This is a genomic window from Stenotrophomonas sp. YJH_SMC_4 (genome assembly GCF_059371575.1).
In genome coordinates this window covers 38,224-53,709 of record NZ_JCAFUR010000020.1, presented here as the reverse complement: position 1 = coordinate 53,709, position 15,486 = coordinate 38,224, and the positions used below count along the sequence as shown (strand labels likewise).

The window sequence follows — 15,486 nt, the reverse complement described above, 5'->3', positions numbered from 1 at the left end:
GGCGGTTCAGGGAGAATCCGGCGTGGGGACCCAAGCTACTTCTCGGTCGCAAGACCTGGATCCACACGGTCGCCCACGCCGGGCTCTCGGCACCCAAGGTGCCAGATTGGCAAGAGATAAGATCCACGCCATGCGTGGATGGCTGGGCCAGCTTCAGTGCCGACCGACGGTCGCCACCCACCAGGGCAGGCCCGGCAGTAGAAGCCACTCGGCAGTAGATCCACGCCATGCGTGGATGCTTTGCCCGGGAGGAATCCTAAAGCTCCAGCACGCGCCGGTAACTCAACGGCCCACGCCCATCGCGCAGTCCCAACCGCAGCTCGAGTCCGGTGGCCGGTAGCACTTCACCGTCGCTGGGCAACATCGCCCACCCGGCGCCCGGCTGCCAGGCGCGTACCTCGAATCGCTGCACATCCTGCGCCACCGCGATCCCCTTTGACGGATCCGGTGCGGGCAAGGGGTAGCGATCCGTCGCAGCGCCACTGGCCCGCCACAGCGTGCTTCCCTGTCGCCACCAGCGAACACGTTGCCAGCGCAACCCGTCGCTGCCCAAGCTGCGGGTGATCTCCAGCGCGAAGATTCCATCCGGATGCCGTTCGCTCACCAGTGAAGGGGGTAGCAGGCGCTGAGGCTGATCCGCCGGGCGCACTGCGCCGTTCATCAGCGCGTCGTCGGCACGCATCTCGATGTCGCGCTGGAACTGCTGCAGCACGCGCAGCGCCGTCGTGGTCTCGGCATCGGCCCGGCGCAGGCGTTGGTCGCTGCTGGCCACGCTGTCCAGCGCACGCCAGCAGATCAGTGCCAGCACGCCCATGATGGTGATCGCGATCATCACCTCGATCAGTGTGAAACCTGCTGCGGTACGCTTCATTGCGCCGCCGTCCACGGCAGCTGCATCCGCGCCAGCGATTGCCGCGGTGCATCTTCGGCCACCACGCTGAGTTCCAGTTGCGGCTGTCCGTCACTCCCTGTGCCGATATGCTGCAGCACCAGGAAACTGCTGCGCCCCTGCACGCAGCGCTGCCGTGCATCCTGCGGCGGCTGCCCGGCCAGGCGCAGCTCCTGCCAGCGGTCCTGCGCACACATCAGTGCCAGCCGACGGTCGCGCAGGCGCGATTGATCATCGGTCGCCACCGCCACCGAACGCATCACCGCCGCCAGCGCAATCGAAACGATCGCCAATGCGATCAGCACTTCGATCAGGGTGAACCCGCGCATGTTCCGCTTCACTGCACGACCTGCAACTGTCCGCTGCCATCATCACGAAGACGCAGCTGGCGGCCCTGCAACGACAACCTCAGCTCCCACGCCATGCCGATCCACTCCGGGCTCAGTTCAATCGGCGTGGTCGGTTGCACCGCGATGCCCGCCGGTTGCCATTGCTGCGGACGCAGAAGGTCATCGCGCTGCACGTCAACCCAGCGGGTGCCTTCGCGGCGGCTGAAGCGGTAGCCGGCGGCGTCGGCCTGCCAGCGCAGGGGGCGGCCATCGATGCGCGCCTGGTCGCGCGCCACCTGCAGGCGCTGCGCCAGCCGTTCAGCTTCCTGCCGCAGCTGGCGCGCGGGGTCGAGCAGGCTGCCCAGGCCAAGGCCGATGCCCGCCGTGCAGATGCCGATGATCACCAGCACCACCATCAGTTCCAGCAGGGTAAAGCCACGCGGCACGTGCTGCATCGACGTTGCCTCCTGTCCAGGTCGATGCCTGCCAGCGTAGGCCCGCATGATGAAACAAAAGCGTCAGCCACAGCTGCTAGCGTAGGCGGACACGAACGTGGCGATGGTGCGGAACATGGATGGCAGGCGCTGGGATCGCAATCGCATACTGACCCTGCTGGCGGCGACGCTGCTGCTGGCGGTGGTGGCCTATTGGGGCGTGACACTGTCTGCGGTGGCGCCGACGGCGGCGGCCAGCGAAACGCACGCAGAGGCCCCTGCACGCCCCCTGTTCGATGCAGTGGCCAGCCTGCCGCTGGTGCGGTTGCTGTCCCCCGGTGCGGTGCAGACCGAGGTGGTCGTGCTGGGCGTGATGGCCGGCGACCACGCGCCACTGGCGCTGCTTTCGGTGGATGGACGCCCAGCGGAAGCGTATGCGCCCGGCCAACGACTCGGACCCTGCACGGTGCTGGCCAGCATCAGTGCCAGCGCGGTCGAATTGAACCAGGCCGGGCAATCGCGCAGCCTGCCGGTGCCTGAGCTGCCGCCGGTGCCGAGCGATGGCATCGTGCCCGCGGCACCGTAGTGCCGAGCCTACGCTCGGCTGCGTCTGGAAGAACAGTCGAGCCTGGCTCGACTCTACAGAATCCTGCCGAGCGATAGCTCGACCCTTCAAATCCTGCCAAGCGTGGGCTCGGCCCTACGGCCGCGCAGGCTCATCGCGCCGGACGCTGCGGTACCACCGAACGACCAAAGGCATCGCCCATGCGCTGTCGCGTGCCTTCCAGGTTGTACTGCATCAGCTGGTTGCCCGGCTGCCGCATCAGCCGTTCGGCCTCCGGCAGTGCCGGTGACTTCGCCGCTTTCGATGCCGGCGCCAACTTGCGTTGCAGGCAGTCCCAGGCCGGAATGCGCTCGCCATTGACCTGTACTTCGATGCAGGGCGCGGCGTCTTCCTGCTTCTTCGTCTCGTCGGCGCGCACCGGGGCCAGCACCAGCAGCAACGCAAGGATGAGGGCAGCGCGCAGTTCCACCATCAGTGATTCACGCATCTCGAATCTTCCGCAGCAATCGACGTTCTGCAATGAAGACGTGTGGAGATGGCAGGGTCCGCCTGCGTGCGTTGCGGTGCCGTCAAAAGATGACAGTGCTGTCACAAAACTGTTGGCGGTTTTGACGCGACGTACACGTCCTGTTGGTAGACCCGCGCGCCGCTCCATGGCCCTTTCCTTCGATACGACGCGATGCCTTCGATGACTCCTGTTCCGTGCCGAGCCGTCCGCCTCCCGCTGCGCCTGCATCCGCTGGTGCTGGCCCTGGCGGCGCTGCCGCTGCCGCTGTTCGCGCAGGAGGCGGCGCCCGCGCCCAGCGTGAACATCAATGAGTACATCGTGCGCGGCAACACCGTGCTCGATCCGCGCCAGATCGAACGCGCGGTCGAGCCCTTCCTCGGACCGGGAAAGACCCTGGCCGATGTCGAGAAGGCACGCGATGCGGTCAATGCGCTGTACCAGCAGGCGGGCTACCAGTCGGTCTACGTGGAGCTGCCCGAGCAGCAGGTCAGCGGCGGCGTGGTGCTGCTGAAGGTACAGCAGACACCGATTGGCCAGCTGCGGGTCGTGGGAACGAAGCACGAATCGCCCGAGCGCATCCGCGAACGCGTGCCGGCACTGGCGGAAGGCAAGGTGCCGGACTTCGACCAGGCGCAGAAGGAACTGACCGCGCTGAACGAAGGTGGCCGCCGCCAGGTGATGCCGCTGGTGCGCGAGGGCCAGGTGCCGGGCACGATGGATGTGGACCTGCAGGTCGAAGAGAAGTCGCCGTGGCGTGCCAGCGCGTCACTCAACAACGACCACAGCGCAGACACCGAGAAGCTGCGCCTGAGCGCGTCGCTGGCCTACGACAACCTGTGGAAGCGGGGGCACAGCGCCAACATCGGCGTGTACCTGGCGCCGGAAGATGCAAAGCAGGCCAAGGTGTTCTCGGCCTCGTACACGATGCCGTTCGAAGGCACGCCGTGGAGCCTGGAAGCCTCCGGCTACAAGTCCGACAGCCGCGTGCTGAACGCGGGCGGACAGGTCGGTACCGGCACCGGAACCAATGTGATCGGCAACGGCCATTCGATCGGTCTCAAGCTCAACTATCGACTGGCCGGCAGCAGCCAGTGGTGGCGCCAGCTCAGCCTCGGCGTGGACTTCAAGGACACCGAGGAAGACACGCAGATGGGCAAGGAGAGCCTGAAGACGCCGCTGAAGTACGCGCCGATCACCCTGGGGTTTGTCGGTGTGCGCCAGGGCGAGAAGGATCAGTTGAGTATCAACACGCAGCTGGTGGCCGGTACCCGTCGTCTGTTCGGCTATGGCAGTGATGCCATCGGGTTCGGGCAGAAGCGCTACTGGGCAGACCCCAGTTTCGTCGCGTTCAAGGCGGACGTCGCCAACACGCACACGTTCAGCAGCGACTGGCAGTGGTATGCACGCGGCTCGTTGCAGGTGACCGATGCGCCGCTGGTGTCGGCCGAGCAGTTCGCCGCCGGTGGCATGTACACCGTGCGCGGCTATCTGTCGGCCGAGGCGATCGGCGATTACGGCGGCCTGGCCAGCCTGGAATGGCGCACGCCTGCGTGGTCGCTGTGGAGCGGCACCGACCTGCGTGTCTACAGCTTTGCCGACGCGGCCTACCTGCGCCTGCGCCAGCCGCTGCCCGAACAGCGCGACAAGTACAACCTGGCCTCGGTCGGCCTGGGCGCGCAGCTGCGCCTGGGTGAACACCTGCAACTGCGCCTGGACTACGCCTGGCCCTACGCCGATGGCCCGGTCACGCGCAAGGACGACCCACGCCTGCATTTCAACATCAGCACCAGTTACTGACCCTTCCCTTGAACATGCGTTCTCCGGAGACCCTTCGCATGGACCGTTTGCTTTCCCGAGTGTTGTTGCTGCTGGCCGCGCTGGTTGCGCTGCCGGCCGCTGCGGCCGATGCCAATTGGTGGCAGGCCGAATGGAAGTACCGCAAGCCGATCACTGTCGACGCCGGCCCGCAGGGCGCGGGCCTGGCCGGTGATCCGGGTCGCACGCCGCTGCTGCTGCGCCTGCACACCGGCAACTTCGGCTTCGACGGCACCCAGGATGCGGGCAACGACCTGCGCTTCGTCTCGGGTGATGGCCGCACCGTGCTGGCCCACCAGATCGAACAGTTCGATCCCAAGCTGGGCCTGGCCCTGGTCTGGGTGGACGTGCCGGCGGTCAGCGCTGCGGCACCGCAGAGGATCTGGATGTACTACGGCAATGAAAAGGCCCCCGCCAGCGGCAACGGCCAGCAGGTGTTCGATCCGGACTATACGCTGGTCTACCACTTCGCCGAGGCCAATGCGCCGGCACGCGACACCACCGCTTATGGCAACAATGCCGGTGCCGTGGTGCCGCCATCGGAAGGCTCGGTGATCGGCCGCGGCGTTCAGTTGGGTGCAGCCCCGCTGCCGCTGCCGGCCAGCGCATCGCTTGCGCAGGAGGCGGGCGCGCCGCTCACTGTTTCGGCCTGGATCAAGCCAGGCAGCAACAACGCTGCACAGGCGATCTACGCGCGTCGCGACGGTGCGTCCGAACTGGTGCTGGGTATCGAAAACCGGGTGCCGTTCGTGCAGCTCAATGGCCAGCGCAGCACGCTGGCGCAGCCGATTCCGGAAGGGCAGTGGGCGCATGTGGCGCTGACCGCAGAGAAGGGTGCACTGCAGTTGTACCTCAATGGCCGCGTGGTCGCCCAGCTGAGCGGCGAGCTGCCGGCGCTGACCACCGCGCCGGTGGTGGGCGCCGATGCGCCGGGCGCGGTGCAGCCGCTGGCCAGCTTCGAAGGCGCGCTGGATGAGTTGCGTATTTCGCGCGTGGCACGACCGGCCGCGCTGCTGCTGGCCGATGCCACCGCGCAGGGCGCCGACTCGCGCCTGATCAGCTACGGCGCCGACGAGCAGTCCGCCGGGCAGAGCCACTTCGCCTTCATCCTCAAGGCGATGCCGTTCGACGCGTGGGTGGTGGTGGCCATCCTCGGCCTGATGATGCTGCTGTCGTGGGCGATCATGATTGCCAAGAGCCGCCACTTCGGCCGCACCAGCAAGGCCAACGCGGTGTTCACCGAGAGCTTCGGCAAGCTGTCCGGTGTGCCGCTGCGCACCCTGTCCGACATGGATCGCCAGGGCAAGGCACCCACCGCGATGCACGACGGTTCGCTGTGGCGCATCTACCAGGTGGCCATCGATGAAATGCAGCAGCGTCACCAACGCGACGGCAATAGTGGCTATCTCAGTGGTGCCACCATTGCGGCGATCCGCGCCTCGATGGATGCGGTGATGGTGCGCGAGCAGGAAGCGATGGCCCGGCGCATGAACTGGCTGTCGACCACCATCGAAGGCGCGCCGTACGTGGGCCTGTTCGGTACCGTGATCGGCATCATGCTGGTGTTCGTGGTGGCGGCAATGGCTGGCGCGGTGGACATCAATTCGGTGGCGCCCGGCATGGCGGCGGCGCTGCTGTGTACCGCTGCCGGCCTCGGCGTCGCGATCCCGGCGCTGTTCGGCTACAACTACCTGGGCGCGCGTGCCGAAGCGATCGGCGCGGACATGGCGGTGTTCATCGACGAGTTCGCCGCACGCCTGGCCGAAGAGCAGGACGGGCGCGGCCCGGCCGCGGTCCAGGGCTGAGGGGCGCACCATGGGCCAGAAGGCGAAGTTCGGCATCAAGAAGCGCGAGAAGGGTATCAACGTGACGCCCTTCGTCGACGTGCTGCTGGTGGTGCTGGTGATCTTCATCCTGACCAGCAACGCCTCCATCCCCGGCATCGAGGTCAACCTGCCAAAGGCCAGCAACAGCGTCGCGCTGGAGAAGCCGAAGACCAAGGCGATCACCATCGACCCCAGTGGACAGGTGTTCCTGGATGCCTACCCGGTGACGATGGCCGAACTGGAAGACCGGCTGCGCACCGAGCGCGCGACCACGCCGGATTTCCCGGTGATCGTGCGCGGTGATGCGCAGGTGCAGTACGCCCGCGTGGTCGAGGTGCTGGACCTGCTGCGGCGGCTGGAGCTGGCCCAGGTCGGCCTGGTCACCGGCAAGGCGCAGGGCTGAGGCATGACGGCCCATCAACCCCCTCGGCCGGAGCCCGGCATGCGCGGCCGCCAGTTGCTGGTGACCGTCGCGCTGGTGCTGGCCGCGTTGCTGGTGCTCGGCATCGCCGTGTGGTGGATGCTGTTCAGGGACACTGCCAGTACCCGTCGGCCGGTGGTGCAGCCGCCGATGCTGGCGCTGCCGCCGCCCCCTCCGCCGCCGCCGCCACCGGAAAAGCCGCCGGAACCCGAAACGCCGCCGGAAGAGACCATTCCCGAGCCGGAGCCGCTGGATCAGCCGACGCCGGCCGAAGAGCCGACCCCGACTCCGGACAATGCCGACCCGGTAACGATGGATGCCGATGCGCAGGCCGGTGGTGACAACTTCGGTATCCAGTCCGGCAGTGGCGGCGGTTCGTCCGGCGTTGGCCGTGGTGGCGCCGGCAACGCTACCTACGGCCGCTACCTGGGCTACCTGATGCAGCAGGCGATCTCGCGCGACGACAAGGTCAAGCGCCTGGCGTTCCAGCTGCAGGTGAATGTGTGGCTGGCCAACGACGGCCGCCTGGAAAAGGTCGAACTGGTGCGTGGCAGTGGCAACGAGGAGGCCGACGCGGCCGTGCTCGATGCACTGCGTCGCATCGGCAAGGTCGACCAGGCACCCCCAGCGTCGCTTGATTTCCCCGCCCGCGTGCTGATCCAGGGCCGCCGGCCCGGGGCCTGATTCCCGACCTCCGTGATTTCCCTTCTTTCGATGAGAACCGTGATGAACGACCACGTCCGCGCACGAACCGACTCCCGCCGCCCGCGGCCGGCCCGACGGGCGCTGCTGTGCTGCGCCGTGCTGCTCAGCCTGGCCGCCCCGGCCGGTGCGATGGCCGCCGAAACGACCATGGTCAAGCTGATCAAGGGCCTGATCGCCAGCGGCGCGCTGAAGCCCGAAGACGGCCAGGCATTGCTGGTGCAGGCCGAGGCTGAAGCAGCGGCCGCCCAGCGCGGTGCAGCCACCGCACCTTCGGCCGCCAGCGGTGGCGTGGCCCTGGAGGCTGGCGACGTGCGCGTGCCCTACGTGCCGCAGAGCGTGCGCGACGGCATTCGTGACGAAGTGCGCCAGGACGTGATGGCGCAGGCCAGGTCGGAAGGCTGGGCGGCACCGAACGAAGTGGCCGAATGGACCAAGCGAATCAAGGTCACCGGTGACATGCGCGTGCGCAGCGAGTCGCGCTTCTTCTCCGAACGCAACAGCGACATCGTGAGCAACTGGTCGTCGATCAATTCCGGCAACGGCTTCGACACCAACACCAACACCAACCTGCAGCTGCCGCCACTGCTGAACACCCGCCAGGACCGCCGCAACCTGTGGCGCATCCGCGCCCGCCTGGGCATCGAGGCAACCATTGGCCAGCACACCACGGCCGGCGTGCGCCTGGCCAGCGGCAGCAGCAATGGCCCGGTGTCGACCACCGAGCAGCTGGGTGGCGGCCTGAGCAAGAAGGACGTGTGGCTGGACCAGGCCTGGCTGGCCTACAGCCCGGCTGACTGGGTGACGGTGCGCGGCGGCCGCTTCGGCAATCCGTTCTGGACCAGCGACACGCTGTTCTCCAACGACCTCAACTTCGATGGCCTGGCCGCGAACCTGAAGTATGACTTCGACGATGGCGACCTCGACCTGTTCGGCAACCTCGCGGTGGTGCCGCTGGAGTACACCTCCGACAGCTCGCCGAGCCAGAGCAAGGTCAAGACTCCGAACGAGAACAAGTGGCTGTCCGGTGCCCAGGTAGGTGTGAACTGGCGCTTCAATGACGAGAATACGTTGCGCGCTGCATTGGGCTACTACGACTTCAAGAACATCAGCGGCCGCCTGTCCTCACCGTGCGCCCTGTACGCGGGTGCGGTGGGCTGTGACACCGACTGGTCGCGCCCGGCGTTCATGCAGAAGGGCAACACCCTGATGCTGATCCGCGACATCGCGCGCAATCCGCTGGACCCGGCCAACACGCCGACCCCGCAGTACGTCGGCCTGGCCTCGGCCTTCCGCCTGGCTACCTTGAACCTGCGTTGGGACACGCAGCTGGCACAGGGCGTCGGTCTGCGCCTGGACGGCGATTACATCCGCAACCTGGCCTACGACAAGCAGGCCATGTTCAGCCGCGCCCAGAACGGCATCGTCAACAACTACGGCGCCGGCGGTACCGCCAGCATCGACACCTTCCGCAGCGGCGACACCGCCTGGATGGTGCAGGCCACCTTCGGAGCCACCGAGCTGAAGGAGAAGGGTCAGTGGCAGGCGCTGCTGGGCTACAAGCACATCGAGGCCGATGCGCTGCCGGACGCCTACAACGATCCGAACTTCCACCTGGGCGGTACCAACGCCCGCGGCTACTACGTGGGCGGTGCCTACGCGCTGGACGCGCGCAGCTGGATCAGCGGCAAGTGGATGGCGGCCAAGGAAGTGTCCGGTGCGCCGCTGTCGATCGACGTGTTCCAGCTGGAGTTCAACACCGGCTTCTGAGTGGCGGCGTGATGCGGATCACGTAGTGCGTGGCGGGGGCGCAGCGATGCGCCCGTCTAAGGAAAGGAGACCACGCGTTGTTCAAAAGGAGGAGTGGATGAGCCGTCGCAAGCTGTTCGAGAGTCCCGAACCGTCCAGCCAGATGCTGGGTGTTGGGCCGGCCTATGTTTCCGTCGAGGGCCTGCGCCAGCACCTGGCCGAGTTCCTGCTGTATGCAGGCCGGCCGGTGGTGATCATGCGCGGGCGCAGCGAGGTGGGCTATTTCCTGCCGGCGCGCTGCTGGCGCCAGCGTGACGATGATCCGCTGGCCGCCGCTGCCGCCGACCAGCTGCTGGATGCGGCCGGTTTCCAGGCCGAAGACATCCAGCAGGTGGAGCAGGAATTCAACGCGATGCGCCAGCGCACCGTGCTGCATTCACGGCGCTGAGCTTTCGCCTCTACAGTAGATCCACGCCATGCGTGGATGGGGTTACGCTGCAGCCCCACGCTCACTGGTGATGCGCGCACCCTCGCGCATCACCAGGGTCACCGGGGTCTTTTCCACCACCTCCAGCAACCGCTGCCACTGCGCATCGCTCAGCTCGGCGCTGGCATGCAGCACGCGGTGCACATGGAAGCGACCATCCGCGTCACGTTCCGAACGCAGCTCGGCATGGAACTCGCCCAGTTCCCAGCCCTTGCGCTGCGCGTACATGCGCAGGGTGATGGCGGTGCACGCCGCCAGCGAGGCCAGGTACAGGTCGAACGGTGCGAAGCCCTTGCCCTGGCCGCCCAGTGAGGCGGGCTCGTCCGCATCCACAGCGAATGTGCCATTGCTGATGTGGTGCAGGTAGTTGTCGGCGGTTGAAACAATGCGTGCGTAGGCCATCACGTTCTCCATCTGTCTGTGGCGTCGAGCCATGCTCGACTGCTCCAAAAGGCGGCGCTAGCCGGGACCGGCGCCGCCACCCAATCACTCGGTACGATCGTACGAGAACTGGATGCCTGCCGTACCACCGGTTTCAATGAAGAGGTTCATGAAGGCCGGCACCGTTTCCGAACGGGCCCAGTCGCGCTGCAGCTCGCAGAACAGCTGCGGCACGCTGATCAGCTGGCCACCACCCTGTTCGATGCGGCGCAGCGCCGCATCGTGCGCGACCAGCGAGGTGCCGCCGACGGCGTCGACCACCACATACACCTCATAGCCTTCCTTCAACGCATCCAGGGCCGGGAAAGTCAGGCACGCCTCGGTCCACAGCGCGGTCATGATCAGCTTGCGGCGGCCGGTGGCTTCCACCGCCTTGCGGAACTCGACGTCCTCCCAGGAGTTGATGGTGGTGCGGTCGTAGGTGGGGTAGTCACCCAGTACCTTGCGCAGCTGCGGAATCGGCGGCTTGTTCAGGCCGGTCTTGACGTTCACCGTCGAATGCACGATCGGCAAACCATAGGCGACGGCGGCTTTCGCGGTGCCGACGATGTTGTTGACCAGCAGCTGGCGGTCCATCGAGGCGATGGAGTTCACCTGCACCGGCTGGTAGTCGATGATGATGAAGGCGGAATTCTGCGGGGTCAGCAGATGATCGCTGACCGGGTCGCGGATCGGTTCACTGGACATGGTGGGTCTCCTGTTCAGGGGGGGAGCCGGCGACTGGCCGGCACGAAGGCCACTCAGCTGCGCTGCGAATCCAGCTGTTCGTGGTTCTTCTGCACGTCCTGCGCCTTCAGGTAGCTTTCGATCAGCAGCTGGTAGTTCGGGAAGATCTTCGTGTAGACCTCGGCCCACTGCTGGGCATCGTCGCGGTTCCAGGTGCGCTGGATCTCCGAGGCCACCGCGGCGGTGTCCATCGGCACCACGCCTGCCTGCACCACGCGGGCCAGGGTGATCTCCTCGGCCATCTTCGAGTAGGTGCCGGACGCGTCGATGACTGCGAACACCTGGTAGCCATCGGCAACGGCGGCGATCGACGGGAAGGCCATGCACACGCTGGTGATGGTGCCGGCAATGATCAGCTGCTTGCGGCCGGTGGCCTTCACCGCGGCAACGAATTCCGGGTTGTCCCAGGCGTTGATCTCACCCTTGCGTGCCACGTACTGGGCATGCGGGGCCGCGTCGTGGATCTCCGGGATCAGCGGGCCGTTCGGGCCCTGCGGAACAGAGGCGGTGGTGATCACTGGCATCTTTGCCAGCGTGGCCATCTTCGCCAGCGCGGTGGCGTGGGCGCGCACGCTGGTGAACGGCATGTCACCGATGGTCTGGAACAGGCCGCTCTGATGGTCGATCAGCAGCATCGCGGCGTTGTCCGGATCGATCACCGGGCGGGCACCGTTGAAGTTGGCGGGGGTACTCATGGTCAGTCTCCTGGAGAAGGTGGGCGATGGCCCGGAAGGTGCGGCGGGCCAATGCCCGCCGCATTGAAACGATCAGTGCGCGATCTGGCCGAAGCGGCCGCTGTTGAAGTCGTTGACCGCCTGCGCGATCTCGGCTTGGCTGTTCATCACGAACGGGCCATAGCCCACCACCGGCTCGTCGATCGGTTCACCGCTGAGCAGCAGCACGGTGGCGTCGCTGTCGGCGTCGACGAACACGTCCTCGCCGCTGCGGTCGAAGGTGACCAGCTGTGCCTCGCCGACCGGCTGGCCGCCGTTGATCCGCACCGTGCCCTTCAGCACCACCAGCGCCAGCGTGCGGCCATCGGCCACCGGCAGTTCGGCGTGGTGGCCCTGCCGCAGGCGGATGTCCCAGACATCCATCGGCGTGTGGGTGCGGGCCGGGCCGGCATGACCGTCGAAGCGACCGGCGATGACACGCACCCGGCCGGCGCCTTCAGGCAGTTCAACCGAGGGGATCTGTGCGTCGAGCAGGGTCTGGTAGCCCGGTGCACCCATCTTGTCCTGCGCCGGCAGGTTCACCCACAGCTGGACCATGTCCAGCGTGCCGCCGCGCTTGCTGAACTCCGGTGTGTGGAACTCCTCGTGGAGGATGCCGGAGGCCGCGGTCATCCACTGCACGTCACCCGGGCCGATGGTGCCGCCGGCGCCGGTTGAATCGCGGTGGGCGACCTCGCCCTCATAGACGATGGTGACGGTCTCGAAACCGCGATGCGGATGCTGGCCGACCCCGCGCGGGGTATCGCTGGGGGCGAAGGTATAAGGGCCGGCGTAGTCCAGCAGCAGGAACGGGCTCAGGTGCTGGCCGTGGGTGTTGTAGGAAAACATCGAGCGGGCGGGGAATCCGTCGCCCACCCAGTGCGGGCGCGGGGCGCTGTAGGTACCGGTGACACGCTTCATGGCGATCTCCTGGCCGGGGCTGCCGGCCGCTGTTCTTCGTTGCAGGAGACGATATCGCCGCGACAATTGGGCCGGTAGACGCTAATATTTGCCGTCATAGTCCTATCTGGTGAACAATGGGTGCGCGCCTTGCGCCACAGGAGATCGCCCCGTGTTCATCGCTGATATCCGCCGTTGCGACCTCAACGACCTGTTCTACTTCGCCATGGTGGTCGAGCACGGCGGCTTCTCGCAGGCCGGCCGGGCGCTGGCCATGCCGAAGTCGAAACTGAGCCGGCGCATCGCGCTGCTGGAGGAACGGTTGGGCGTGCGCCTGATCCAGCGCTCGACCCGGCGTTTCTCGGTCACCGAGGTTGGCCAGAACTACTACCGCCACTGCAAGGCGATGCTGGTCGAAGCCGAAGCGGCCGAAGAAGCGATTGCGATGTCGCGCGCCGAGCCGCGCGGCACGATCCGTCTGGCGTGCCCGATCGCGATCCTGCATGCGCGCATCGGCACGATGCTGGCCGACTTCCTGGCCCAGCACCCGCAGGTGACGGTGCAGCTGGACGCCACCAACCGGCGCGTCGACGTGGTGGGCGAGGGTGTGGACGTGGCGATCCGCGTGCGGCCGCCGCCACTGGAGGACAGCGACCTGGTGGTACGCGTGCTGGCGCGTCGGGTCTGGTGTACCAGTGCCAGTCCGGCGCTGCTGCAGCGGCTGGGCACGCCGCAGGTGCCGGCCGACCTGGCGATGATGCCGACCGTCGATCTGGCATCGCCCAGCCAGCAGCATGTATGGGAATACACCGGGCCGGGCGACGTGCTGGCCAGCGTGCATCATCGCCCGCGGCTGGTCAGCGATGACATGATCGCGTTGCGCACCGCTGCGGTGGCCGGGGTGGGGTTGCTGATGCTGCCGCGGATGATGATCAGTGACGAACTGGCCAGTGGCGCGCTGGTGCCGGTGCTGCCGGAGTGGGTGCCCAAGCACGGCATCGTGCACGCGGTGTTCCCGTCGCGACGCGGCCTGTTGCCGGCGGTGCGTGCACTGATCGATTACCTCGCCGAACGCTTCGAGGCGCTGGAGGAACCCTAGCTCTTCCATCCACGCATGGCGTGGATCTACTGGATCCGCCACCGCCTGGTAGATCCACGCCATGCGTGGATGATCCTGGTGCCGCGCGACGGGCCTTCGCTTGCCGCCTGCGGCCGTGCAGCCCACAATCCACGTCCGGACCGTCGCCATCACGCCCATCATTCCCCGGTCCGGCCTTGGCACCTATGTCTCCCAATGCCCTGGCGCTGGTCGAGCTGCTGATCCGCGAGCGCCGTGCGTTGTCTCGCTTCATCGCGCGCTATCTCGACCCGGCCAGTACCGAGGACACCCTGCAGAACCTGTACCTGAAGGCCAGCAGCGTGCCCGGCGATCCGCCCATCCTGGAGCCGCGCGGCTATCTGTACCGGATGGCCTACCATCACGCGCTCAACCGCAGCCAGTCCGACGCCCGCGAGCGGCGTGCCATGGCCGAGTACGCCCTCGACATGGCCGAGGCGGGCCACGACGGCGAGGCGCAGGCGCTGGACCAGGCACAACTGCGCGAGATCACCCGGACCATCCTCGCGCTGCCGGCGCAGGTGCGTGAGTGCTTCGTGCTCAACCGCTACCTGGGCCTGAGCGAGCGCGAAATCGCCGCCCGGCTGGGTATCTCCAAGAGCCTGGTCGGCAAGCACGTGCTGCGCGCGGCGCTGTTGATCCAGCAGCACCAGCAGGGACTGCATCGATGAGCGGCGATTGCCGTGGGCAGATCGCGCCCGCCGTTGTCACAACAGGAAGGCGCACCCGTTCGTGGTGCGGCAGGCCACAACCATGACCACGTCCGAACCCTCGCCGCGTCAGGCCAGGCAGGCGTTGCGCTGGGTGATCCAGTGCAGTGCAGGCCCGCTGCCGGAACGCCAGCAACGAGCCCTGCAGCGCTGGCTGCAGGCCGATCCGCGCCATGCGCTGGCCTGGCGCCAGCAGCAGGCCTTCTGGCAAGGGTTGGATGCCGCCGGGCCCGACGTGCTGGCCGCGCTGCCCGGGCTGACCGCAGATCGGCAGGGGTTGCGCCCGATCGCACCGCGCCGCCGCCTGCCCTGGCTGCTGGCCAGTGCCGCGGGGGTGGTGCTGATGGTTGCCGCTGCGCCACACGCGCTGCTGCTGGCACGCAGTGACCTGCGCAGCAGCGATGCACCGCGCGTGGTGCAATTGGAGGACGGCAGCACCGCCGTGCTCGATGCGGGCACCGCACTGGCGGTTGCGTTCGATGGCCAGCAGCGGCACCTGCGCCTGCTGCGCGGCCAAGCCTGGTTCCAGGTGGCCCATGAGGCGCGACCGTTCCAGGTCGAGGCGGCGGGCGGCCTGGTCCGTGACATCGGTACCGCCTTCAGTGTGTCGATGCTGGATACCACGGTCACCACCGAGGTCAGCGAGGGTGTGATCGACGTGCGTCCGGGCGATGGAGCGTACAGCGCCTGCATGCGGGGCAGTCACGCGTGTTCCGTGACGGTCGCTGGCTGCAGCCAATGCAGCTGGAAGATGCCGAGACCATGGCGCCGTGGCGGCGTGGCGAGGTAGTGATCGACGATCAGCCCGCCGCGCAGGCCATCGCCGATCTGGCGCGCTACCGCCGTGCCCCGGTCTGGGTACTGGGCGGGCAGGGCGCAAGCGTACGGGTCAGTGGCCTGTTCCACCTGCAGCAACCGGAGACGGCCATCGACGCGGTGGCCTCGCAGGCAGGACTGCGCGTGCAGCGCTTGCCCGGCGGCGCGCTGGTGCTGTGGTGAGGCCCGCGCAGCACCCGGATGAACGGGTCGCATGAAAAAAACATGAAAGAACCGTGGGCAACTGCAGTGCCCCGCTGTCTATAGAGGTATAGCCAGAGCGAAACACCGTTTCTCCTCAAGCCAGACATGCCACCGGCACCGGATGTGCCCGTGGT

General features: G+C 67.2%; 17 protein-coding genes and 1 pseudogene. 10 read left to right on the top strand and 8 right to left on the bottom strand.

Translation table 11 applies throughout. The features are described from left to right. Positions 1 to 256 precede the first annotated feature (256 nt). From AC5P9F_RS18205 to gspH, 3 genes are read right to left on the bottom strand one after another with little or no spacing between them, the layout of a single operon-like run. Positions 257 to 871, bottom strand: a complete 615-nt coding sequence (locus AC5P9F_RS18205; protein ID WP_495232013.1) for a prepilin-type N-terminal cleavage/methylation domain-containing protein — start codon at positions 869 to 871, stop codon at positions 257 to 259. Beyond that, positions 868 to 1,218 carry a type II secretion system minor pseudopilin GspI gene (gene gspI / locus AC5P9F_RS18200; protein ID WP_171974439.1) on the bottom strand — a complete coding sequence of 117 codons (351 nt, stop codon included), beginning with the start codon at positions 1,216 to 1,218 and terminating at the stop codon, positions 868 to 870. Before gspI ends, AC5P9F_RS18205 begins: the two co-directional genes overlap by 4 nt. An 8-nt stretch (positions 1,219 to 1,226) precedes the next feature. Next, positions 1,227 to 1,673 carry a type II secretion system minor pseudopilin GspH gene (gspH, locus tag AC5P9F_RS18195; protein ID WP_274849869.1) on the bottom strand — a complete coding sequence of 149 codons (447 nt, stop codon included), beginning with the start codon at positions 1,671 to 1,673 and terminating at the stop codon, positions 1,227 to 1,229. Between the two features lie 115 nt (positions 1,674 to 1,788). On the opposite strand from gspH, the gene AC5P9F_RS18190 reads away from it, so the two are divergent. Next, the gene (locus AC5P9F_RS18190) at positions 1,789 to 2,238 is read left to right on the top strand and encodes a general secretion pathway protein (RefSeq protein WP_108269890.1); all 450 of its coding nucleotides are present in this window, start codon (positions 1,789 to 1,791) and stop codon (positions 2,236 to 2,238) included. A 130-nt stretch (positions 2,239 to 2,368) separates the two neighbouring features. Here AC5P9F_RS18190 and AC5P9F_RS18185 read toward each other — a convergent pair whose 3' ends face one another. Next, positions 2,369 to 2,704, bottom strand: coding sequence for a hypothetical protein (locus AC5P9F_RS18185; protein ID WP_308678777.1), 336 nt, complete (start codon positions 2,702 to 2,704; stop codon positions 2,369 to 2,371). 201 nt (positions 2,705 to 2,905) lie between these two features. Here AC5P9F_RS18185 and AC5P9F_RS18180 point away from each other — a divergent pair, with 201 nt between their 5' ends. The 6 genes from AC5P9F_RS18180 to AC5P9F_RS18155 all read left to right on the top strand — a co-directional run bounded on the left by AC5P9F_RS18180 (position 2,906) and on the right by AC5P9F_RS18155 (position 9,686). Continuing rightward, positions 2,906 to 4,522: a ShlB/FhaC/HecB family hemolysin secretion/activation protein gene (locus tag AC5P9F_RS18180; RefSeq protein ID WP_044570317.1), complete on the top strand. Its 1,617-nt coding sequence runs from the start codon at positions 2,906 to 2,908 to the stop codon at positions 4,520 to 4,522. A 38-nt stretch (positions 4,523 to 4,560) separates the two neighbouring features. Then, on the top strand, positions 4,561 to 6,345 hold the full coding sequence (locus tag AC5P9F_RS18175; RefSeq protein ID WP_308678776.1) for a DUF2341 domain-containing protein: 1,785 nt from the start codon (positions 4,561 to 4,563) through the stop codon (positions 6,343 to 6,345). A 10-nt stretch (positions 6,346 to 6,355) separates the two neighbouring features. Beyond that, the gene (locus AC5P9F_RS18170; RefSeq protein WP_005409874.1) at positions 6,356 to 6,769 is read left to right on the top strand and encodes an ExbD/TolR family protein; all 414 of its coding nucleotides are present in this window, start codon (positions 6,356 to 6,358) and stop codon (positions 6,767 to 6,769) included. Positions 6,770 to 6,808: 39 nt separating this feature from the next. Continuing rightward, the gene (locus tag AC5P9F_RS18165; protein WP_308678775.1) at positions 6,809 to 7,471 is read left to right on the top strand and encodes a TonB family protein; all 663 of its coding nucleotides are present in this window, start codon (positions 6,809 to 6,811) and stop codon (positions 7,469 to 7,471) included. 42 nt (positions 7,472 to 7,513) lie between these two features. Next, the gene (locus AC5P9F_RS18160) at positions 7,514 to 9,259 is read left to right on the top strand and encodes a putative porin (protein ID WP_062607220.1); all 1,746 of its coding nucleotides are present in this window, start codon (positions 7,514 to 7,516) and stop codon (positions 9,257 to 9,259) included. Positions 9,260 to 9,356: 97 nt separating this feature from the next. Further along, positions 9,357 to 9,686: a hypothetical protein gene (locus AC5P9F_RS18155; protein WP_005409871.1), complete on the top strand. Its 330-nt coding sequence runs from the start codon at positions 9,357 to 9,359 to the stop codon at positions 9,684 to 9,686. 42 nt (positions 9,687 to 9,728) lie between these two features. On the opposite strand, the gene AC5P9F_RS18150 is transcribed toward AC5P9F_RS18155, so the two are convergent. The 4 genes from AC5P9F_RS18150 to AC5P9F_RS18135 all read right to left on the bottom strand — a co-directional run bounded on the left by AC5P9F_RS18150 (position 9,729) and on the right by AC5P9F_RS18135 (position 12,526). Continuing rightward, entirely contained in the window at positions 9,729 to 10,127 is a 399-nt protein-coding gene (locus tag AC5P9F_RS18150; protein WP_005413631.1) for an OsmC family protein, read from the bottom strand. Positions 10,128 to 10,211: 84 nt separating this feature from the next. Next, a complete protein-coding gene (locus AC5P9F_RS18145) occupies positions 10,212 to 10,853 on the bottom strand; it encodes a hydrolase (protein WP_065183962.1) in 642 nt (213 codons plus the stop codon). Positions 10,854 to 10,906: 53 nt separating this feature from the next. Beyond that, a complete protein-coding gene (locus tag AC5P9F_RS18140; RefSeq protein WP_005409868.1) occupies positions 10,907 to 11,587 on the bottom strand; it encodes a hydrolase in 681 nt (226 codons plus the stop codon). Positions 11,588 to 11,659: 72 nt separating this feature from the next. Continuing rightward, a complete protein-coding gene (locus tag AC5P9F_RS18135; RefSeq protein WP_005409867.1) occupies positions 11,660 to 12,526 on the bottom strand; it encodes a pirin family protein in 867 nt (288 codons plus the stop codon). A gap of 151 nt (positions 12,527 to 12,677) precedes the next feature. Here AC5P9F_RS18135 and AC5P9F_RS18130 point away from each other — a divergent pair, with 151 nt between their 5' ends. The 3 genes and pseudogenes from AC5P9F_RS18130 (at position 12,678) to AC5P9F_RS18120 (ending at position 15,331) form a co-directional block, all read left to right on the top strand. Then, entirely contained in the window at positions 12,678 to 13,604 is a 927-nt protein-coding gene (locus tag AC5P9F_RS18130; RefSeq protein ID WP_329750843.1) for a LysR family transcriptional regulator, read from the top strand. Positions 13,605 to 13,789: 185 nt separating this feature from the next. Then, the gene (locus AC5P9F_RS18125) at positions 13,790 to 14,293 is read left to right on the top strand and encodes an RNA polymerase sigma factor (protein WP_044570308.1); all 504 of its coding nucleotides are present in this window, start codon (positions 13,790 to 13,792) and stop codon (positions 14,291 to 14,293) included. 82 nt (positions 14,294 to 14,375) lie between these two features. Further along, positions 14,376 to 15,331 (top strand): annotated as a pseudogene (locus AC5P9F_RS18120) (FecR family protein). Positions 15,332 to 15,486 lie beyond the last annotated feature (155 nt).